The sequence below is a fragment of the Chitinophaga sp. sic0106 genome (genome assembly GCF_019219075.1).
Lineage (GTDB): Bacteria > Bacteroidota > Bacteroidia > Chitinophagales > Chitinophagaceae > Chitinophaga.
Window position 1 is genome coordinate 73546 of sequence record NZ_JAHUWJ010000025.1, and the last position, 21441, is coordinate 94986.

20 protein-coding genes and 1 other RNA gene are annotated in these 21441 nt (G+C 47.2%); 10 read left to right on the forward strand and 11 right to left on the reverse strand.

The window, feature by feature from the left end; genetic code table 11:
- Nucleotides 1-53 precede the first annotated feature (53 nt).
- From KW844_RS26155 to KW844_RS26165, 3 genes are read left to right on the forward strand one after another with little or no spacing between them, the layout of a single operon-like run.
- A complete protein-coding gene (locus KW844_RS26155; protein ID WP_218379724.1) occupies nt 54-794 on the forward strand; it encodes an RNA methyltransferase in 741 nt (246 codons plus the stop codon).
- The gene (locus tag KW844_RS26160; protein ID WP_218379725.1) at nt 791-1831 is read left to right on the forward strand and encodes a hypothetical protein; all 1041 of its coding nucleotides are present in this window, start codon (nt 791-793) and stop codon (nt 1829-1831) included. Before KW844_RS26155 ends, KW844_RS26160 begins: the two co-directional genes overlap by 4 nt.
- A complete protein-coding gene (locus tag KW844_RS26165) occupies nt 1797-4154 on the forward strand; it encodes a hypothetical protein (RefSeq protein ID WP_218379726.1) in 2358 nt (785 codons plus the stop codon). Before KW844_RS26160 ends, KW844_RS26165 begins: the two co-directional genes overlap by 35 nt.
- Nucleotides 4155-4157: 3 nt before the next feature.
- Here the strand turns inward: KW844_RS26165 and KW844_RS26170 are convergent, their stop codons facing one another.
- Nucleotides 4158-5393, reverse strand: a complete 1236-nt coding sequence (locus tag KW844_RS26170; RefSeq protein WP_218379727.1) for an ABC transporter permease — start codon at nt 5391-5393, stop codon at nt 4158-4160.
- A 113-nt stretch (nt 5394-5506) separates the two neighbouring features.
- On the opposite strand from KW844_RS26170, the gene KW844_RS26175 reads away from it, so the two are divergent.
- On the forward strand, nt 5507-6793 hold the full coding sequence (locus KW844_RS26175; protein ID WP_218379728.1) for a DUF5103 domain-containing protein: 1287 nt from the start codon (nt 5507-5509) through the stop codon (nt 6791-6793).
- Between the two features lie 66 nt (nt 6794-6859).
- Here the strand turns inward: KW844_RS26175 and KW844_RS26180 are convergent, their stop codons facing one another.
- The 5 genes from KW844_RS26180 to KW844_RS26200 all read right to left on the reverse strand — a co-directional run bounded on the left by KW844_RS26180 (nt 6860) and on the right by KW844_RS26200 (nt 12024).
- Complete coding sequence (locus KW844_RS26180; protein ID WP_218379729.1) at nt 6860-8173, reverse strand: NAD(P)/FAD-dependent oxidoreductase; 1314 nt, start codon at nt 8171-8173, stop codon at nt 6860-6862.
- A gap of 441 nt (nt 8174-8614) precedes the next feature.
- A complete protein-coding gene (gene glpK, locus KW844_RS26185; RefSeq protein ID WP_218379730.1) occupies nt 8615-10105 on the reverse strand; it encodes a glycerol kinase GlpK in 1491 nt (496 codons plus the stop codon).
- A 208-nt stretch (nt 10106-10313) separates the two neighbouring features.
- Nucleotides 10314-10967, reverse strand: a complete 654-nt coding sequence (gene fsa / locus KW844_RS26190) for a fructose-6-phosphate aldolase (protein ID WP_218379731.1) — start codon at nt 10965-10967, stop codon at nt 10314-10316.
- Between the two features lie 120 nt (nt 10968-11087).
- Nucleotides 11088-11187: signal recognition particle sRNA small type (ffs, locus tag KW844_RS26195), an RNA gene on the reverse strand.
- A 105-nt stretch (nt 11188-11292) separates the two neighbouring features.
- Nucleotides 11293-12024, reverse strand: coding sequence for an RDD family protein (locus KW844_RS26200; RefSeq protein ID WP_218379732.1), 732 nt, complete (start codon nt 12022-12024; stop codon nt 11293-11295).
- Between the two features lie 45 nt (nt 12025-12069).
- Here KW844_RS26200 and KW844_RS26205 point away from each other — a divergent pair, with 45 nt between their 5' ends.
- Genes KW844_RS26205 through KW844_RS26225 form a run of 5 tightly spaced genes read left to right on the forward strand, consistent with a single transcriptional unit; the run spans nt 12070 to nt 17425 of the window.
- Complete coding sequence (locus KW844_RS26205; protein ID WP_218379733.1) at nt 12070-13047, forward strand: stage II sporulation protein M; 978 nt, start codon at nt 12070-12072, stop codon at nt 13045-13047.
- Nucleotides 13044-13859, forward strand: a complete 816-nt coding sequence (locus KW844_RS26210) for a hypothetical protein (RefSeq protein WP_218379734.1) — start codon at nt 13044-13046, stop codon at nt 13857-13859. Before KW844_RS26205 ends, KW844_RS26210 begins: the two co-directional genes overlap by 4 nt.
- Nucleotides 13856-15079, forward strand: a complete 1224-nt coding sequence (locus KW844_RS26215) for a DUF4350 domain-containing protein (RefSeq protein WP_218379735.1) — start codon at nt 13856-13858, stop codon at nt 15077-15079. Before KW844_RS26210 ends, KW844_RS26215 begins: the two co-directional genes overlap by 4 nt.
- 3 nt (nt 15080-15082) lie before the next feature.
- Entirely contained in the window at nt 15083-16063 is a 981-nt protein-coding gene (locus tag KW844_RS26220) for a MoxR family ATPase (RefSeq protein ID WP_218379736.1), read from the forward strand.
- Nucleotides 16064-16072: 9 nt separating this feature from the next.
- On the forward strand, nt 16073-17425 hold the full coding sequence (locus tag KW844_RS26225; protein ID WP_218379737.1) for a DUF58 domain-containing protein: 1353 nt from the start codon (nt 16073-16075) through the stop codon (nt 17423-17425).
- On the opposite strand, the gene KW844_RS26230 is transcribed toward KW844_RS26225, so the two are convergent.
- The 5 genes from KW844_RS26230 to gatC all read right to left on the reverse strand — a co-directional run bounded on the left by KW844_RS26230 (nt 17422) and on the right by gatC (nt 20309).
- The gene (locus KW844_RS26230) at nt 17422-18057 is read right to left on the reverse strand and encodes a hypothetical protein (protein WP_218379738.1); all 636 of its coding nucleotides are present in this window, start codon (nt 18055-18057) and stop codon (nt 17422-17424) included. The two genes, KW844_RS26225 and KW844_RS26230, sit on opposite strands and share 4 nt — an antisense overlap.
- A 10-nt stretch (nt 18058-18067) precedes the next feature.
- The gene (locus KW844_RS26235; RefSeq protein ID WP_218379739.1) at nt 18068-18658 is read right to left on the reverse strand and encodes a riboflavin synthase; all 591 of its coding nucleotides are present in this window, start codon (nt 18656-18658) and stop codon (nt 18068-18070) included.
- Between the two features lie 18 nt (nt 18659-18676).
- Entirely contained in the window at nt 18677-19234 is a 558-nt protein-coding gene (locus KW844_RS26240; protein ID WP_218379740.1) for a cob(I)yrinic acid a,c-diamide adenosyltransferase, read from the reverse strand.
- A 70-nt stretch (nt 19235-19304) separates the two neighbouring features.
- Nucleotides 19305-20012 carry an ABC transporter ATP-binding protein gene (locus tag KW844_RS26245; RefSeq protein ID WP_218379741.1) on the reverse strand — a complete coding sequence of 236 codons (708 nt, stop codon included), beginning with the start codon at nt 20010-20012 and terminating at the stop codon, nt 19305-19307.
- A gap of 6 nt (nt 20013-20018) precedes the next feature.
- The gene (gene gatC / locus KW844_RS26250; protein WP_218379742.1) at nt 20019-20309 is read right to left on the reverse strand and encodes an Asp-tRNA(Asn)/Glu-tRNA(Gln) amidotransferase subunit GatC; all 291 of its coding nucleotides are present in this window, start codon (nt 20307-20309) and stop codon (nt 20019-20021) included.
- 98 nt (nt 20310-20407) lie between these two features.
- On the opposite strand from gatC, the gene trpS reads away from it, so the two are divergent.
- Nucleotides 20408-21412, forward strand: coding sequence for a tryptophan--tRNA ligase (gene trpS / locus KW844_RS26255; RefSeq protein WP_218379743.1), 1005 nt, complete (start codon nt 20408-20410; stop codon nt 21410-21412).
- The last annotated feature ends 29 nt before the right edge of the window (nt 21413-21441 follow it).

Consider the following 21441-nt stretch of genomic DNA (forward strand, 5'->3'; position numbering starts at 1 on the left):
GGCTACACGGCCTGTTCTTGGCTGATTAAAAGAAATCGTGTAGGTTTGGGCCCATGTTGTCAAAGGCGCAAATTAAATATATTCAATCATTACAGCACAAAAAAAACCGTCAAAAATCCAGCCAGTATATTGCGGAGGGGGATAAGATTGTGCAGGAGCTGCTGTTGGCCGGTATGCCGGTAAAAGCCGTATATGCCACTGCCGACTGGATTGCCGGGCATACGGAAGTGCTGAAAAAGCTGGACGCTTCAGCGGTATACACCGTGGAAGAGGCTGTGCTGAAACAATTAAGCGCCCTCACTACTCCCAACAAAGCCATGGCATTGCTGGATATGCCTGCCGCCAGTGCACAGCTGCCCGGCAAAGGAAGCCTGGTATTGGCGCTGGAAGCTATACAGGACCCGGGGAATATGGGTACCATCATTCGTATAGCCGACTGGTTTGGGATCAAAGAAATCGTTTGTTCGCCGGACTGCGTGGATGTTTATAATCCTAAAACCATACAGGCAACTATGGGCAGCATCGCCCGCGTTCGTATATCCGAAACCGATATAAAATCGTTCCTGGAAAATACAGCCCTGCCTTCCTATGCGGCCACGCTGCATGGAAAGGATATCACTCAATTTTCCCGGCTCACAGAAGGTATTATCCTCATTGGTAACGAAGGGCGCGGCCTTTCCGACGAGGTAACTTCCGCCGCTACCCACCAGATCACCATTCCCCGCCTAGGTGGAGCAGAATCGCTCAATGCAGCCGTAGCCACCGGCATCATCTGCGGTCGCTTACTGATATGAGATTGCTCCTGTTTATATGGATAACCCTGCTGTTTGCCAGCTGCCAGGAAGCAGTGGAGCGGCATCCGGAACCTGCTTTCTATTTCTGGAAACAAAGCTGGATAGGCAATCCCGTGGAATTGCAATACCTGCAACAGCTGCCTGCCAAAAAGCTCTATATCAAAATGTTTGATGTAACGGTGGATGCAGTCAGCGGGCAACCCACACCTGTAGCCATATTCAGGCAGCAGGCGCCATTGCCGGCGGAACAGCCGGTAGTGCCGGTTATATTTATCATGAACGAGGTATGGGCACAGCTGAAGGACTCCCTGGCCATTGCAGGTTTTACAGAGAAAACAACGCGCTTACTGGAAACCCTGACTGCCGGTCTGCCCAACAAAAGTATACAGGAGATACAGATTGACTGCGACTGGACGCAAACTTCGTCATCTCCCTATTTCAACTATTTAACACAACTTCAGCAACAACCCTGGTTTAAAGGGAAAACCATATCCGCCACCATCCGTATGCACCAGGTAAAATACAGAACCAGCAGCGGAACGCCCCCGGTGGATAAGGGCTTGCTCATGTGTTATAACATGGGCGACCTCCGCAAAGCCGGCGATCATAACTCCATCCTCGACCTGGAAACCATGCAAGCCTATATCGGCAGTGATCGTATTACAAATTATCCTTTACCTTTGGACATCGCATTGCCACTGTTCGACTGGACGGTATTATTTGAACAGGGGCAATACAAAGGAATCCTGCGAAATATTGGAACCACCGAACTAAGCAACCATAAACTGTTTATACCTCAGGGCAAACAACTGTTTGTGGTAAAAAATGATACACTGATAAACGGATACCTGCTGCGCAAAGGTAGCGAGCTGCGAAGGGAAGCAACCAATATCGGCCTGCTGAAATCCGCCGCCCATATGCTTTCCAGACAAAGGCAGGACTATCACCCCACTATCATTTTTTATCACCTGGATGCTGCCACCTTGAAAAATTACCCATTGCATGAATTACAAGAAATTTATCGCCTTTTCAATTAGCTTTTTAGCCGTATTCTTTGGTAATATCATCTATATCCTGTCCTGTGGAGGCGGTGAAATTGATCCTTACGATTATTACATCTCTTACTTCAACGCCTATACGAAAGGACAGGGATATGAACCATTCTATTTTACATCCCTCAGTAATTATTACGACAATGCCACTCCTGACGAAGCCACCGTGAATGTGCAGGACTGGCGGAATTATGCGGATGATAAATCTGTTTCAATAGATGATATCCACCGTTATATTTATCAGTACGACCGGGAACAGATTGCACAGGTTGCCGACTGTAGCGCCAAAGGGCAGAGCAACACGCTTGCCGACAGTGTGAAAAGCAACAGCTTTGCCATGTACCTGGCCAACCCTAAACATAGTGACGCAGCCCGTTACCTGCTGTTTGCCAAGGATTGCGAAAAGGTGGTTTACAACCCCGATCCATGGGCAGAACAACAAAATCTGACTCCTGAAATGACCGCCTTATATGAGCAGGGCAAAGGGTTGTTAGCAGGCGTAAAAGATAAAGATATTGCGCAGCGCTATAAGTTTCAGTTGCTGCGACTCACACATTACCGCAAGTTGTACAAAGAAACGGTTGATGCGTTTGACAGAGATTTTGGCAAGGCAAGCAGCAATAACCTGATTTACAACAAGGCACTGGCATTGAAAGCAGGGGCCTTGTATCACCTGGATGACTCTGTGAATGCGGCTTACCTGTTCTCCAAAGTTTTTGCAGCAGAGCCAGGACTACGTGAAATGGCTTTCCTGAATGTTAAATGGACCAATACTTCGGCGGTGGATATATTCTCCCTTTGCCGTAACAATAAAGAGAAAGCCAATGCGATAGCGCTTTACAGCTTCCAGATTCCTTTTGTGGACCTCACGCCTTTGCGTATGGCTTATCAGCTTGATCCCGCAGCGCCGGCACTCAGTCCCATGCTTACCCGGGAAATCAATAAGCTGGAATCGGAGTTTTTTACGCCACGTGTAGCCAAAGCGGCGGACAGTATCGGCCTCAATCTGGGTTACTACTCTTACATGGATTATTATGACGAAACGAAAGGACTAAACTATCGCGATTCCGCTATGGCCCTGCAACGGCTGGCAGATGAAGCTATACAAAAAGGTAAAGTACAGGACCTGGATTTCTGGAAAGTAAGTGCTGCCTATATTGCCTTTATAAGGAAAGATCTGAGTGGCGCCAGGAGCAGGCTGGAGAAGTATACAGTGCAAGATCCCGCTATGAAAGACCAGTGGGAACTGGTGAATCTGCTGGTGACACTGAATGAGCAAAAGCAACTGGATGCAGCTTACGAAGCTAAACTGCTGGGTAGTTTCAAATGGCTGGAAACAAAGCTGGGTAAGCTCAACCAGGATGAGTACTGGTACAATTCTGATAAAAAACTCTTCTTCAATAAAGCAATGCGCAATCTGCTGGCTACTATCCTGGCGCCTGCCTATCATAAACAGGGCGACTATACGAAAGAAGCGCTGATTCGCGGTCGCTGTGATAGTTTGCGCCTCGGTACCAGCCCTTATGGTGCAGAGGATATGGTGAAAAACCAGATGAGTGCGGAGCAGCTGATTGCCCTGCATACGTTTCTGAAGAGTGATAATAAAACGGCCTACGAAAAATACCTTGTGTCCCATTTTCCTACTCACCTCAACATGGAAATGGCCATAGGCACAGCTTATATGCGGGTAAGTAATTTCACTGCAGCATTGCCGTGGTTGAAAAAAGTACCGGCTAAGGTGCAGCAGTCGACCTACCAGGTATGGGTGGATCAGTTGCAGGATTTTGGCGAAGATACAGCTACCGCCAAGCACCGTACACTTTATACCGCCTCGCAGTTCTGCGAAGAAATGGTGCGGCTCCTGGGCCTGACGAAGAAACCGCCTGTGAGCGCGGCCGTATATCATAAGATAGCTACAGGTCTCTTTAATATATCCTATTATGGTAAAACCTGGTTTATGCTGAAAGATTTCCGGCCAAGTACTTTATGGTATGAAGCCAGCTGTGAAAAAGATCCGTTTGAGCGGCAGTACTATGGGGTATATGATGCGGAAATATTTTATACCAAAGCCGCGCAAGCCTCCACAGATAAGGAGTTTAAGGCCAGGTGCCTTTTCCTGGCGGCACGTTGTGCACAAAAGCATGTACCGGAAAATGATGATAGTAAACTTTATTACTTATCGTTGATGCGTAACCGTTATTTCCCGGTACTGGCTGCAAACTATAACCAGACGGCGTTGTACAAAAAAGTATACGATCAGTGTTCCTATCTGCAGGATTATGTGATAGAAAGTCGCAAAAAGGAGTAAGGTTTATTTGAACTGTATTGCTTTTATCGGCGTGATTCTTCTGATGATGAGCGAAGGTAAAAGCAATACAGCTGTACATACCACGAAGGTGCCCACGTTGATGAGTACAATTTCGTGCCAGCGCAGTGAGATAGCGGCGGTAGACATATAATAGGAATCTTCCGGTAATCTGAGCACCCCTGTTTGTACCTGTATAAATGCCAGTCCAAGGCCGAGGATATTTCCGATAATTACTCCCAGCAAAACGATGTAGGCAGCCTGGAAAACAAATATTTTCTGTATGCTCCAGTTGCGCATTCCCAGTGCTTTTAAGGTGCCCACCATGTTGGTGCGCTCCAGGATCAGGATGAGTATGGCGGTAATCATATTGATGATGGCTACGATAGTCATAATAGCGATGATGATCACCTCATTTTGACCTTGTAATTGTAACCAGTCGAAAATATTAGGATAAATTTCTTTGATGGTGCGGGTGAAAAGCTCGTCTGGCAGCAGGTTGTGGTCAATGTTGCTGGCCACAGCATCCATTTGATGATAGTCTTTCAGGGAGATTTCATAACCACCGATTTCGTTGCTTAACCAGTCATTTAACCTGCGTACGAGGTTAATATCTCCAATGATATATGTTTTATCATATTCTTCGATAGATGTTTTATAAATCCCGCTGATAGTGAGCCTTCGGGCACGTGGTGATTGTCCGCCACCTTGTATAAAATAGAGGATAACTTTATCATGGAGATGTAGCTGCAGCTCTTTTGCCAGCGCTGCGGAAATGAGGATGCCTTGTGCATAGGCGGTATCATTGAAAGTGGGAATCGTGCCTTCTACGAGATATTCTTTAATAGAAGGCCAGTCGTAGCCTTTATCCACACCTTTGAACATTACGCCGGCAATTTCCTTATCAGACTTGATAATGGCTGATTTGGTGGCATACGTGCTAATGGTTTTTACTTCGGGGAGATGTTGGATATGCTTCATCAGCGCCGTATCGGCAGTGAAGGGTTTTTCCTGTGTCAGCGGCCCGGCGTTGGGCTGGTACTGATTAATGTGGATATGTCCCCAGAAGCTGAATACTTTCTCCTTAATCACCTGCTGGAAGCCATTTACAAATCCGGTAGCCAGTATCATCACGGCCACGCTGATGGCGGTAGCCCACATGGCAATGCGGATGATAACTTTGGAAAAGGATTTGTTTTTATTGAAGGCTATCCTTTTAGCGATGAATTGAGAAATATCCATGGATGGTCCGGCTGTTATTTCTACTAAGGTAAACTCCCTCCCGACAAAATCAAAAAAATCCCAAAACGTAAAATCTTAAAATAGTTGTAACTTGAATTGATCAAATACCCAGTATGCGTAAAGTACTTGTTTATGTGGCTGTTATGATTACAGCGTTCACTCCTGTAGCACTGAAAGCCCAGCAACTCGCTGTTACTCCCGATCATGTATATATGAACAATATTAAGTCTGTAAAGCTAAACCAGGCCGGTGATCCGCTGAGCTTACCCATGGTTACGCTTAACTCCGGCGAAAAGCTGGAACTGGCTTTCGATGATCTGGATAACGATGTGAAAGATTACTATTACACATTTGTGCTTTGTAACGCTGACTGGACGCCGGCGCAGGTGAACCAGCTGGAATACCTCCGTGGGTTCTCTTCTACGAGGATACAGAGCTATCGCCTGTCCAGTATTGCGTTTCAGCGGTATACACATTACAGCGCCATGCTGCCGGATCAAAGTTTTCCTACGCGTTCGGGCAACTATATTGTGAAGGTTTATCTGGATAGTGACACCTCCCAACTGGCTTTTACGCGCCGGTTGATGATAGTGGAGAACAAAGCGGGGATTGCAGGTTATATTCAGCAAACGATCTCTCCAAAGTTATTTCGTACGCACCAGAAGGTCAATTTTGAATTGAATACCGGTGCGCTGAATATTGTAAATCCATTTGAACAGATCAAGGTGGTGATATTGCAGAATGCCCGCTGGGACAATGCTATAGCAGGTATCAGGCCTTCTTTTATCAATGGGAACGTATACAAATACAATGCGGAAATTGATTGTGTGTTTCCGGGAGGTAAGGAGTTCCGGTGGATAGACCTGCGTAGTTTCCGTTTACAGACCGAGCGGGTGCGGCACACAGAGTATCACAAAAACAGTACGGACGTGTATGCGGTACCGGATGCCGGGCGGGCTGATAAAATTTATCAGTTTATCAAAGACATCAATGGCAAATATTATCTGGCTACGCTGGACGATTATAACCCAAATTTTGAAGGGGACTACGCCACCGTGCATTTTTCATTTTTATCACCGGAGCCGTATGCTAATTACGACATGTACCTGTTTGGGGAGATGACCAATTACGAGTGTAATGATTTGAACAGGATGACGTACAACCCGCAAACGAGGTCGTATGAAGTGAATATGCTGCTGAAGCAGGGTTACTACAATTATATTTATGGCTTGGTGGATAAGTCAGATCCGACTGGTAAGTTTGATACGTCGCTGACGGAGGGAGATAGCTGGGAAACGGAGAATAACTATACTATTCTGTTGTATTACCGTGCGCTGGGAGCGAGGAATGATGAGTTGGTGTCGACTATAACTTTGAATTCTATTCTGAATAGAAAATAACTAAGGCCTCCGCCTTGAAGAAGTTATTGAAAGGCCCGCCACCGGCGGGCCTTTCAAATGAATATATTAAGATACAATCGTCTGCCGCAATTTCACGATGTTGGCAGCACCGCGTTTGATAATGATGCGTGTACCTCTTTCGAAGGTGAAGTAGCGGTAGAACCAGTTGATGAATACTACCAGTTTGTTACGGAATCCGAGGAGACTCATGAGGTGCACGATCATCCACACTACCCAGGCAGGGAATCCACTCAGTTTAATACCGGCAAATTCAGCTACGGCGCGGTTTCTACCGATGGTGGCCATGCTGCCAAGATCTTTATAGTGAAATGCTTTCAGCGGTTTTTTCTGGAATTCGTTTTTGATGTTGGCGGCCAGGTTTACTCCTTGCTGAATGGCTACCTGTGCTACCATTGGGTAGCCTTTAGGGAAGCGGGAGTCGTTGGTCATCTGTGCGATATCGCCAATGGCGTAGATGTTTTCGAAGCCTTTTACCTGGTTAAATTCGTTGACAAGGATACGGCCATTAGGCAGTGTTATATCCGGTGCGATGCCTGTTACCGGTACTCCTTTTACGCCTGCTGACCAGAGGAGGGACTGGGTTTTGATTTGTTCACCGGTACTGAGTGTTACTACTTCGCCGTCGTATTCTTTCACGCCGGTGGAGAGCATTACACGTACGCCTAATTCTTCCAGTGCTTTCACGGTTTTTTCGGAGGTTTGATCGGAGAAGGAGGCGAGGAGTCGCGGCCCTGCTTCGATCAGGTATACGTTCATGAGATTTTGCGGGATGGAAGGGTAATCTTTAGGCAGAATATATTTACGCAGTTCAGCGAAGGCGCCGGCGAGTTCCACGCCGGTAGGGCCGCCGCCAACCATTACGAAGTTGAGTTTAGGTTTGATGAGTTCCGGATCGGTGAGGAGCAGGCTTTCTTCAAACTGTTTAACAACGTAGTTGCGGATCTGTACGGCTTCAATCAGGGATTTCATGCCGATGGCATTTGCTTCGATGGTTTTATTGCCAAAGAAGTTGGTATTGCTGCCGGTGGCAAACACGAGGTAGTCGTAATGCAGGTCACCGATGCCTGTTTCGAGTGTGTTATCCTGTGGTCGTACGCCAGTCACTTCCGCCATGCGGAATTCCAGGTTTTTCTGTTTACGGAAAATACCTCTTAACGGGAATGCGATACTATCCGGTTCCAGGCCTGCGGTGGATACCTGGTACAGCAGGGGTTGGAACAGATGATAGTTGTTCCTGTCCAGCAGCACTACCTGTACTGGCAGGTGTTTCAGGTGCTTGGCAAGATTGATACCACCAAAACCGCCCCCTACTATTACTACCCTTGGATTGTTCGTGTCCGGAATGTTGAGCTGACTCATAAGTTTCAGTTTAAGATATATCTGATTCGTTGTTTCCTTATTATCACTGTTAGCAAATCCTATGCTATCGTTAATAATTATCAAAGTTACTAAACTTTCAGAAAAAAATGAAAGTTTATAATGTGTAATTTATACACAAAGGTGGTTGATTTTAGGAATAAAATAAAAAATAGTTGGCCCATAATCCCGTTCTGGTGCATCCGTGCTGCAAGCTTACCAAGGTAGCGATGGCTTTCTATCTTGTAACCGCTTAAAGCAGGTGGTGCTGCAAGCTTACCAAGGTAGCGATGGCTTTCCATTTTGCAACCGCTTAAAGCAGGTGGTGCTGCAATCCGCTACCTACCGCGCTAAGCGCGGAATTGCACAGGTGACACTGAAGGAGTCGCCCGAAAATCAGGTTGTACCAATGCAGGTTTAGGTAATAAATTTTTCAGGGAGATGTTATTCTGTCCATGCCTGGGCGGCCCGTATTGCTCTTTCCCAGTTGTGACAGAGTTCGTGGCGTACGTTCTCTTCCATATTGGGTTTAAATGAGGCATTTATTTGCCACTGTTGGGCCAATGTTTCCACACTATCCCAGAATCCAACGGCGAGGCCGGCGAGGTAGGCGGCGCCGAGTGCGGTGGTTTCGGTGATATTGGGCCGCACTACGGTGGCGTTGAGGATATCGGCCTGGAATTGCATGAGCATATTATTGCCGGTAGCGCCGCCGTCTACACGAAGTTCGCTGATATGCATACCGGTATCGGCTTCCATGGCGTTGAGTACATCGCGTGTTTGGTAGGCGATGGCGTCGAGGGCGGCTCTGGCCACGTGGGCAGCGGTGGAGCCGCGGGTAATGCCTACCATGGTACCACGGGCATATTGGTTCCAATAGGGTGCGCCGAGGCCGGCGAAGGCAGGCACCAGGTATACGCCGTCGCTATTGGGAACGGTGGCGGCCAGCTTTTCCACATCGGAGGAGTGGCGGATAATGCCCAGGCCATCGCGGAGCCATTGCACTACTGCTCCGCCAATGAAGATGCTGCCTTCCAGGGCGTAGCTGGTTTTCCCATTGATTTTCCAGGCCACGGTGGTGAGCAGGTTATTTTTGGAAGGCACTGGCTGCGCGCCGGTATTTAATACCATAAAGCATCCGGTGCCATAAGTGTTTTTGATCATCCCTTCCTGTGTACATAGCTGGCCAAACAGGGCTGCCTGTTGATCTCCTGCTATGCCGGCAATCGGTATGCTGAAAGGAGTGAGTGTAGGGGCGGTATTGCCGTATACTTCGCTGGACTCCCGTACTTCGGGCATCATGCTGGCGGGAATATCAAAAAATTTGAGCAGGTCTTCGTCCCACTGCATATCGTGGATATTAAACAGCATGGTGCGGGAGGCATTGCTGGGGTCGGTGATGTGCAGTTTACCGCGGGTATAATTCCAGATGATCCAGGTATCTACGGTACCAAATGCCAGCTCTCCATTATCAGCTTTGGTGCGGGCTTCGGGCACATTATCCAGTATCCATTTAACTTTGGTAGCGGAAAAGTAGGCGTCGAGAATAAGGCCTGTTTTATCCCTGATATAGGACTCTTTGCCTTCTTTTTTTAGTTGGTTACAGTAGTCGGCGGTGCGCCTGTCCTGCCACACTATGGCGTTATGCACAGGCTTGCCGGTTTTCCGGTCCCACACAATGGTCGTTTCCCGTTGATTGGTGATACCGATGGCAGCTATGTCCTCTCCGCTGGTATTAGCGCGCAGGAGCACTTCTCCGGCAACGCCGGCCTGCGTGGTCCATATTTCCATGGGGTCATGCTCTACCCATCCGGCCTGGGGAAATATCTGTTTAAATTCTTTCTGTGCAACGGCTACAATTGCGCCCTGCTTATCAAAAACTATCGCGCGGGAGGAAGTGGTGCCCTGGTCCAGCGCCAGAATGTATTTTGCCATAATACATACAACACTGAAGTGAGGTATTTGTTTTTTTTACCAGGAGAGGAACCAGGCCTGCGGCCAGCTTCCTCTCCTGGCTCCCCAGCGCCGCAGGCGCTGGGGAGCCAGGCTAAAAATTTGGTTCTTAGCTTTGCGCGAAATAAGCGCAAAAAAAATCCCCGGTACATCTCTGCACCGGGGATACACCATCTAAAAAATATTGCGATTACATTTTCTTGGCATCTTCCAAGAACTTCGCCAGGCCGATATCCGTTAAAGGATGTTTCAGCAGGCCAAGGATTGAGTCTAACGGACAGGTACAAACGTCGGCACCTGCTTCCGCACACTTCACAATGTGGAGTGCATTGCGGATAGACGCAGCAAGAATTTCAGTTTTGAAACCCTGAATGCTGTAGATCTGGGCGATCTGAGCGATCAGCTCCACACCATCCCAGCTGCTGTCATCGATACGACCAATGAAAGGAGATACGTAGGTAGCACCTGCTTTAGCTGCCAGAATAGCCTGACCTGCAGAGAATACCAGCGTACAGTTGGTTCTGATATTGTTATCAGTAAACCATTTGATTGCTTTAACGCCATCTTTGATCATCGGAACCTTCACTACAATGTTAGAATCAATTGCAGCCAGTTTCTTTCCCTCTTCAATAATGGACGCGAAATCAGTGGATAATACTTCCGCACTTACATCGCCTTCACCTACAATCTCGCAGATGTCTTTGTAATGTTGCAGAATAGCAGCTTCACCTTTAATTCCCTCTTTAGCCATCAATGATGGGTTGGTGGTTACACCATCCAGTATACCGAGATCGTGAGCCTCCTGTATTTGCGCCAGATTAGCTGTATCAATAAAGAATTTCATACTATGTAAATTAAAAGTTGTACGTGTTGTATCAAATTGCGGAGTAACTGTCATTAGAAAGGGAGATGGGATGTGAACCAGCTGACTAGTGACAGCGACCTAATGACCTTTTTAAAAGAAAAAAGGCAAGTTACTTATATCGCACCGCTTCAACCGCCTACCCTTGCTACATTCCTGTCCTGGGGGAGTTCAGCAGGAGCTGGTCGTATAAGACTTGCCGGTTGCAAAGGTAATACAATGTGTTGTAAATCCAAATTTTATGCAGTTTTTCTTGAAAATATTTTTGAAAATAATTTTTCTGAGTCCCGCGAAACCCTTTGCTGTACTACTTCTCAACGGTTGTGTAATAATTGTAATCGTTGAGTACCGTCTCCAAAAAAACTGTGTCAGGCAGGTTGGTAGTGATCTTTAACACTTCTTTTACGCGGTTCGCCACACGCTCCGCCAACTGATGATCACCCGTAAGCGCACGGTCCAGCAACTCCTTAATCTTGTTCATGTCTCTGTCAGACAATCGTAAGATTTCAGGAAATTGCGGTTGGTAACCGGATGCTGATAAATCCCTGAAAATAGTTTCCTCTATGCTTCCCCTGGGTTTGGTACTGATCACGATAGTGCCGGCTACCACATCGCCGAGGCGTTGATTCAGCGGTGACCTTAATATCGACATTACCGGTACTATCGCCCAAAAAAATAAAGGCTGCTCTATTATCCTGAAAAACCAGCGCACCAAATGTTGACTGGTAGTTGGTACATTTCCCACCAGGCCCACCACCTTGATGCTCATCGCCAATTTGCCCGGTGTTTGCCCTTCCATAAACATTTCAAATAACAAGGGATATGCTACTACCGGTAACATGATAACCAGGAAAAAAAGTACCATCATCGCCGGCTCCTGAAATAACCTTGTCAGTGAACCAATGATCAGCACAAAAATCGTAATATACACCCCGCGGACCACCCAGTCTATCAGCCACGCCAGAAAGCGCTGGCCCAGATCGGCAGCCTCAAACTCAAGGTCGATATTAAATGAAGTAGGGATTTTGATCGCGGTCATGCTCAAATCTACACAATTGTTTATATATTGTTGCACCAATCAGGCATGAGAGAATCTCTATTTATCAAGAAGAATTTAGCACGCTGGAAAAAGTACCAGGAGGAACCCACCGATAATCCGGATGAGATGTCAGACCGTTTTATCTCCACGCTGGACGACCTCGCCTACGCTAAAACTTTCTATAGCTTTAGTAAGGTTACGCGCTACCTCAATACCATCGCCGCCGGCATCTTCCAAAAAATATACCTGCACAAAAAGGAAGACCAGGGCAGGTTCCGGCAATTCTTTGTGTATGAACTGCCCCTGCTGTTCCGTAAATACCACCGTACATTATTGTATACATTTTGCTTCTTTATAGTGTTCGTTCTCATCGGAACATTTTCCAGCGCACATGATGAAACTTTTGTCCGTGGCGTGCTGGGCGATGAATACCTGAACATGACAGAACGAAACATCGCCAACGGTGACCCCTTTGGCGTGTACGCCAGTTCGGAAGAATGGTACATGTTCCTGCGCATCGCCTTTAACAATATCTATGTATCGATATCTGTTTTCGTGATGGGTATTTTCTTCTCCCTGGGCACTTTATACATGCTGTTCAAAAACGGTGTGATGATCGGTGCATTTCACTACCTCTTCGTATCCCACGGCCTCGGTTGGAAAGCCGTACTGGTAGTGATGATCCACGGAACGCTGGAGCTATCAAGTATTGTAATCGCCGGCTGTGCAGGCCTCATATTAGGTAACAGCCTCCTGTTCCCGGGCACGCATAAACGAATTGATTCACTGAAAAAAGCCGCCAAAGACGGCGTGAAAATAATGGTAGCACTCGTGCCGGTATTTATTGTAGCCGCCTTCCTGGAAGCCTTTATCACCCGACATTCTACCATGCCCGTCGCGGTGAGCTTACTGATTTTGGGAAGCTCGCTCTATTTCATTATATTTTATTTTATCTGGTATCCCATCTCCCTACATAAAAAAGGATATGCGATCAGTGAAACAGGAAAGGTGATTGTAAAATGAGAAAATACCTCTGCTCCATATGTGTTTTGCTGCTGTTGTTTATTCAACCTGTTGCCGCGCAACAGATTGGTACAGACAGCACCGCATTTGAGGAAGCCACTACTGATACCAGCAATGCAGCCACCGGAGAAGATTCGGCTTACTACGATGAAGACGAAGTAGCCGCAGAATTTTCTTCTCTCACCGAACCCGCAGGTTTCCCGGGATACTACAGACGTGATGTGTCCTCTGAAAAATTGAAGGAACTCCGGAAAGATGAACGCCTGCATTATACTGACGATAAGGACAAAGAAAGCGTATCCTGGTGGACACTCATCATTGGTGCTACCTTACTTTATATTACTGCACATATCCTCATTTTCCGCTGGGTGATTATCGGGATAGTATTGCTGGTGCTGGGCTACCTGATTTACAGGTACATGCGCAAAAACGGCCTTAGCTTCTTCCGGAAACCTGCATTGGTAGGAATTGTAGTAACACCTGAAGAAACAGAGGTGCACAACGCAGCAGAATATCAGCAGAAAATTAATGCTGCCGAAGCTGCCGGTAATATCCGCGAAGCCATCCGCTGGTGGTACCTGTATACCTTGTTCATGCTCGCGGAAAACGGTATGATCAAAACCGCTAAAGACAAAACCAATAAAGATTATCTGCGTACACTCAGGAATACACCGCTGTACAAACCTTTTTCGGTACTGACAATGGACTATGAGTACAGCTGGTATGGCGGATTTAATATTGCTGCAACGGATTTTGAAAGAATTCAGCAACAGTTCCACGATTTCAAACAACAAATCAGTAAGCAGCAGTGAGTAAAAAAGTATACTATATAGCAGGCATTGTGGTAGCAATACTTTTTGTATTGCTGATCGCCGGCAGTATGCACAGCAACCGGGAAGCGCAGCAAAGTACCGACATGTCCAAGCCTACTTTTTCCAGCAAAGACACCAAAGCCGGCGGGAGCTACGCAGCCGCAAAACTGCTGCCATCGCTGTTTGCCAACAAACCATTGCAGATCGTTACCAAACCGTTTTCCAATACGTTTAAGAAAGAAACGGAGCTGCACAAAAGCGGTAACGTGTATCTGATTGTTGCCGATGAACTGTTTCTGACAGAAAATGATGTCAACAGTTTACTGACCTATGTGAATAATGGTAACGAACTGTTTATTGCAGTTAATAAAATGGACCCTTCACTGAACATCAAGCTGGGACTGGTTACCAAACTCCCGGACGATGGTGGTGACGTGAAACGCGGATCACAGGCTTATGTGGATACCCTCAATAATATCCATGTTTCCTACCGCTATGCCGGCCCAATGAAAGAGCGTTATTTCACCAAGGCAGATACCAGCATCACGCGGGTAATAGGTTATAGCACAAACGAACATCCTAACTTTGTGAGAATACGATACGGAAAAGGCCGCATTTTTGTGCTGCTGAACCCATATACTTTCAGTAACTATTTTATTCTCCATAACAACAATACAGAGGCATTTGCGATACAAATGAGTTACCTCGACCAGGTAGCCTCCAACATTTACTGGGATGATTTCTATAACACCCAAAAGGCCTCCAGGAATGATGAGTTTTCGGAATGGCAGGTGTTGCTGCGCTATCCGGCCATCAGATGGGCACTATGGCTTACCCTGGCTTTAATGCTGCTCTACGTGTTGTTTGAAAGTAAGCGCCGCCAGCGGGTCATACCAATAAAACCTGTCGTTGCCAACTCCTCACTGGAGTTTGTAGATGCTATCGGAGAGCTGTATTATCAGCAGCAGGATCATGCGAACATCGCACATAAAATGATGCTGCATGTATTGGAGTATATCCGTAACCGTTATTACATCAATACCAATCAACTCGATGCAGCTTTTGCAGAACTGCTGGCGCATAAGTCAGGGGCTGAACGGGAGCAGGTAGCACGTATGGTGCGACTCCTGCATAATGTGCAGTCCAACGGCTATGTGGACAGCGAATTTGTAAGAGAGCTTTATCGTAATATTCAACTGTTTTATATAAATACCAAATAAGAAATGGACACAAATACATTTCAGCCACGTACTGATTTTACTGCGCTCCAGGAAGGAGTGGAAGCGGTGCGTGAAGAGATCGGAAAAGTAATTGTAGGTCAGTCAGAAATGGTGGACCTGCTCATCACTGCTTTGCTGGCACAGGGCCATGTGCTGATTGAAGGTGTGCCTGGTGTAGCTAAAACACTGACCGCTAAACTGCTGGCACAAAGCATTGATGCTGATTTTTCCCGTATTCAGTTTACGCCGGATCTCATGCCGGCAGATGTATTGGGGACCTCTGTGTTTAATCCGCAAACCCGCGAGTTCGAATATAAAAAAGGACCGGTGTTCAGCAACCTGGTTCTGATCGATGAAATAAACAGAGCGCCTGCTAAAACGCAGTCGGCCCTGTTTGAAGTAATGGAGGAAAGACAGATCACCAACGATGGTCATACCTATCAGCTGGACCGCCCATTCATGGTGATTGCCACCCAGAACCCTATTGAGCAGGAAGGTACTTACCGGTTGCCGGAAGCGCAGCTGGACCGCTTTCTGTTCAAGGTGCAGGTGAAATATCCGGAGCTGGAAGAAGAGATTGCCATCCTGGAAGCAATGAACCAGCTACCATCGCAGGAAAGTATTGTGACCGTAGTGAATAAAGTGCTGAGTGCTGCGCAGCTGATACAGTTTCAGCAGTTGGTGAAGCAGGTGCGGATGGATGAAAAACTGCTGCATTATATTGCTGCTATCGTGCATGCTACGCGTCAGCATTCATCGTTGTACCTCGGCGCTTCACCACGTGCATCCATTGCCGTTATGAACTGTGCGAAGGCACAGGCAGCCATGAATAACCGCGATTTTGTGATTCCGGAAGATGTGGTGGCTATGGTGACACATGTGCTGCGTCATCGTATTATTCTTACACCGGAGCGTGAAATGGAAGGCATTACCACGGATGATGTGATTGCACAGATTGTTAAAACAATTGAAGTTCCAAGATAATCTACACATATGGCAGGTGCTGTAAAATATAACCTCCTCAAAAATCTCTTTTTCCACAACAGGTTTTACCTGATGATGGGAGTGGTGGTGATATTGTTCCTGGTAGCGTTTTTTGTGCCGGTGTTATTTTCCATTGTGGTATTGCTGTTTTTTATAGCAGTGGCGCTTACGGTGGCGGATATGATTTTACTGATGGGGCGCCCGTCGGCAATTGTCACGGTAGAAAGAATCATGGCTAACCGTTTCAGTAATGGGGATGAAAATGAAGTGCAGCTGCAGGTCCATAATGGTTATGGCTTTCCGGCTAAATTCGTGATACTGGAAGAGGTACCTGTGCAATTCCAGTGGAGGGATTTTAGTATAGAGATGCAAATTGCGCCGGGGGCGGATCAAACGTTTACCTATCAGTTGCGGCCGGTGGAACGGGGTAACTACGCTTTCGGCTATACGAACGTGTTTGTTAGTACAGCCTTGGGATTAATACACAGGCGCTTTGTGATCGACAATGAAACGCAGGTAAGCGTGTATCCCAGCTTTCAGCAGCTGCGGCATTTTACGTTAAAAAGTTTTCTGCAGGAGCAGGATCACTTTGGTATACACCGCAGGCGTATTGTTGGTCAGAGCGTGGAGTTTGATCACATCAAGCCATATGCAAAAGGGGATGATGTGCGGCGGCTCAACTGGAAAGCTACTGCCCGCACAGGTAACCTGATGGTTAATAGTTTTGTGGAGGAAAAAAGCCAGCAGATTTATTGTGTTATTGATAAGGGGAGAAGTATGCGGATGCCATTCGAAGGCCTGTCGTTACTGGATTACGCCATCAATGCCACATTGGTTTTCAGTAATATAGCCCTAAGCAAGGGAGATAAGGCTGGCCTGGTTACTTTCACAGAAAAGAGAATGGAGATGTTGCCGGCGAGCAGTAAGATGGTGCAGCTGAACAGTATTCTGGAGTCGCTTTATGCACAGGAAACGCAATGGCAGGAGAGCGATTATGAAACGCTCAGTGTGCAATTGCGCAGCCGCTTACCGCACAGGAGTTTGCTGGTATTGTTTACTAATTTTGAATCGATGTCGGGCTTGCAGCGGCAACTGCCGTACCTGCGGCGCCTGGCGCAGTATCACCTGTTACTGGTCGTATTTTTTGAGAATACGGAGCTGAAGAAAATGACCCAGGAGGTAGCCTATGATATGGAAGGGATTTATAAACAGACGATCGCTCAGCAATTTGCCTATGATAAAAAACTGATTGCAAAAGAGCTGGGAAAATACGGTATTATGTCAATTCTGACGCCACCGGAGCAGTTAACCGTAAATGTGGTGAATAAATACCTGGAGTTGAAGTCCAGGATGTTGATCTAGTCTTTATCTGGTAATTGTTTTACCGGAATGGTGGTGATCAGGTATTTTTCAGGATTCATTTTATACCATGCTTCTACCTGTATAAAGCGGGTGGTATCGCCGGCAGGAAGCAGCAGGTCCTGCCCGAGGATTTGTCCGGCGGAGGTTTTAAATCTTACCAGGTTAGTATCTAATGGAAGGATACGTTCACTGCTGAACTGACCTTCTACGTTCAGGTAAAAACGGATATTTTTTTTCAGACTATCGGAATATTGATTGAAGCGCATGCCTACCAGGTGTGGCAGCTCTAAGGTAGTATGCACGGGCGTTTCGCCGGGCATGCTGATGGTGAGTTGTACCTGGTAATTATCTTTTTGGAGTTGTGTGCGGTTAAAAGTAAGTATGCCGTTGTTTACTTCTCCGTTGGAGGACTGTACGGAGAGCTTATTCCATTTCAGTTTACCGTTGGCGATGCCGGTGGTTTCCTGTGTGGTGCTGTCGCTGAAGGTGAGGCGTATACCAATGGGGGTATAGTTATAAATTTCCGGGAGGGCATTTACGTCGTATCCGGCGTAGGCGTATACCAGTTTCCGTTGCTGGCTGTGTACCAGCAACGGAAAAATGATAGATATGATGAACAGCAGTTTTTTCAATCGGCTGAATTTAGAGGCGTACTGCCAGTTGTCGGGCTACATACTTACCCAGGATATCGAATTCGAGGTTAATAGTATCTCCCGGATTGATATACTGGATATTGGTAAACTCGTAGGTGTATGGGATGATGGCCACAGAAAACTCATCTGTGGTTACATCGAATACGGTGAGACTGATACCATTTAGGCAGATGGAGCCTTTTTCTACCATGAGGCCGGCGAAGTCGGCAGGGTAGCGGAAGCGGAACAGCCAGCTACCGTCTTGTGATTCGCGGGAAACGCAGGTGCCTACGGTATCTACGTGACCCTGTACGAGGTGCCCGTCGATACGGCCGTTAAACACCATGGCTCTTTCGAGGTTTACTTTCTGGCCGGGTGTGAGCAGGCCGAGGTTCGTTTTCTGCAGTGTTTCTGTAACGGCGGTGGTATTGAAGGTTTTACCGTCTATATGGGTAACAGTAAGGCATACACCGTTATGGGATACGCTCTGATCCACTTTCAGTTCTGGAGCGATATCAGATTGTATGGTAATTACCAGGTTTCCGCCTTCCTGTCTGGTGGCAATTACTTCTCCTAGTGTTTCTATGATTCCTGTAAACATATGGCGAATTTATGAAAGTTAGCTGACTCTTGGTTTCCACGGAATTTCTTCCACACCGAGCTTGTGGCCGGTCCAGCGGCCGAGCACGAAGAGGTAGTCGCTGAGGCGGTTAATATATTTGAGCACGAGTGGTTCTATAAACATTTCCTGTTCCTGCATGCCTACGCAGAGGCGTTCTGTGCGGCGGCATACGCAGCGGGCGATGTGGCAGGTGGACACGGCTACGTGGCCGCCTGGCAGCACGAAAAAGCGCATGGGTGGCAGTTCTTCGTTCATGCTGTCGATGGCTTTTTCGAGGAGGGTGATATCTGCTTCGTGGAGGTCAGGTATTTTGAGTTTGGTTTCTTTGTCCGGGTCGCATGCCAGGGCGGAGCCGATGGTAAAGAGGCGGTCCTGGATTTCGCGGAGCAGGTTTTTGGTGTCCGGGTCGGCCATGTAGTCGTTTACGAGGCCGATGTAGGAATTCAGTTCATCGACGGTGCCGTAGGCATCGATGCGTATATTGCTTTTAGGCACTTTGGTACCGCCTATGAGGGAGGTTTTGCCTTTGTCGCCTGTTTTGGTATATATCTTCATGCACTAAAATTAAAACAAAAAATCCTTCCGGCGGGGGGCCGGAAGGATCAATAAGGTGTATGAAAAGGTATTAGTTGGTGACTACATGTTTCTGGTTGATACGGTCTGATTCGATGATACCGTCGCGCAGGCGGATGATCCGGCGGGCGTGGTCAGCGATATCTTCTTCGTGTGTAACCAGTACTACGGTATTGCCGGAGGCGTGGATGGCGCCAAAAATATCCATGATTTCGATGGATGTTTTGGTATCCAGGTTACCGGTGGGCTCATCGGCGAGGATGAGGGAGGGGTCGTTTACCAGGGCGCGGGCGATGGCCACGCGTTGGCACTGACCACCGGAAAGCTCGTTGGGCTTGTGATCGGCCCTGTTTTCGAGTTTAACTTTTTCGAGCATGGCCATGGCTTTTTCCAGGCGCTCTTTTTTGCCTATGCCGGCGTAGATGAGTGGGATGGCCACATTTTCCAGGGCGGTGAGGCGGGGCATGAGGTTGAATTGCTGGAAAACGAAGCCGATTTCCTTGCCACGAACGCGGGCGAGGTCGTTATCTTCCATTTTGCTTACATCGTGTCCGCTGAGTATGTAGGAACCGCTGGTGGGGGTATCCAGGCAACCCAGGATATTCATCAGGGTGGATTTTCCGGAGCCGGAAGGGCCCATGAGGGCTACATATTCATTCTTGAGAATATCAAGAGAAACCCCTTTGAGTACGGGCAATTCGTTTTTACCGAGGTAATAGCTTTTTCGGATCTCTTCCAGGTGAATGACGGACTTTTGCATGTAAGGTTATTTCTTGATGATTTTGGGCACTTTGAAATATTCGTCGGTGGCTTCGGGAGCATTTTTCAGGGCTTCTTCCCTGGTGATGGAGGGTTTAACCGCATCTTCCCTAAACACATTATAATCTTCCGTAAGATGGAGCAATGGTTTTACATTGCTGGTATCCAGCTCATTGAGTTTTTCTACGAAAGTGATCATCCGCTGGAGGTCACCGGTAAATTCTTTCTTTTCTTCTGCGCTGAATTCCAGGCGGGAGAGGTCTGCCAATTGCTGTACCAGTGTGTCGTTGACTTCCATAAACAAATTAAACGAAAAGGTAATGAATTATAAATGGTAAATTGATAGTATTCCAAAATTAGGGATAAACGGCCAGAAATTTTAAATTGCGCCCTGTTATGGCAACAGAAAAAGAAATAGTGGTAAGCGGCATACGCCCCACCGGTTATTTACACTTAGGAAATTATTTTGGCGCCATCCGTAATTTTATTCGGATGCAGGAAGATTTTAACTGCTACATATTTGTGGCGGACTGGCATTCACTGACCACCCATCCTGATCCGAAAGATCTGCCGGGTAACGTAATGCGCGTGCTGGCAGAGAATATAGCATCTGGCCTGGACCCTGAAAAGGCAGTGGTGTATGCACAGAGCGATGTTCCTGAAATTGCTGAACTCTACTTATTGATGAATATGCTGGCTTACGTGGGTGAGCTGGAAAAGGTACCTACTTTCAAGGATAAGGTGCGTTTGCAGCCGCAGAACGTGAATGCCGGGTTATTAACTTATCCAGTGCTGATGGCAGTGGATATCCTGATCCAGCGTGCCGTAAAAGTGCCGGTAGGTAAGGACCAGGGCCAGCACCTGGAAATGGCCAGGAATTTTGCACAGCGCTTTAACCATCGCTATGGGGATCTGTTCCCGGAACCGGCGGCATTTAACTATGGCGATAGCCTGGTGCGTATTGCGAGCCTGGATGGCAATGGTAAAATGAGTAAGAGTGAGAATGAAATGGCTACCATTTACCTGGCAGATGAAGATGATAAAATCATGCAGAAGCTGAAGAAGGCAAAAACGGATAGCGGTACTGGTGAACCTGGTGCGCCTATGCCAGAATCAGTTACCAACCTGATCACACTGATGGAACTGGTGTCTACCCCTGAAGTAGTGAAGTTCTACCAGGATGCCTGGGCTAACCAAACCATCCGCTTTGGTGATATGAAGAAACAGCTGGGTGAGGACATGGTGAAATTTGTAGCACCGATCCGTGAAAAGGCGAAGGAGCTGCAGCGTGATACGGATTACATGCACAAGATCATGAAGCAAGGGGCAGAAAAGGCCAGGGCTAACGCCAGCGCCACACTGCAGGAAGCGAAGAAATTAATCGGTTTAAAATATTATTGATTCCTTATTTTCAATACTTATTTGAACCA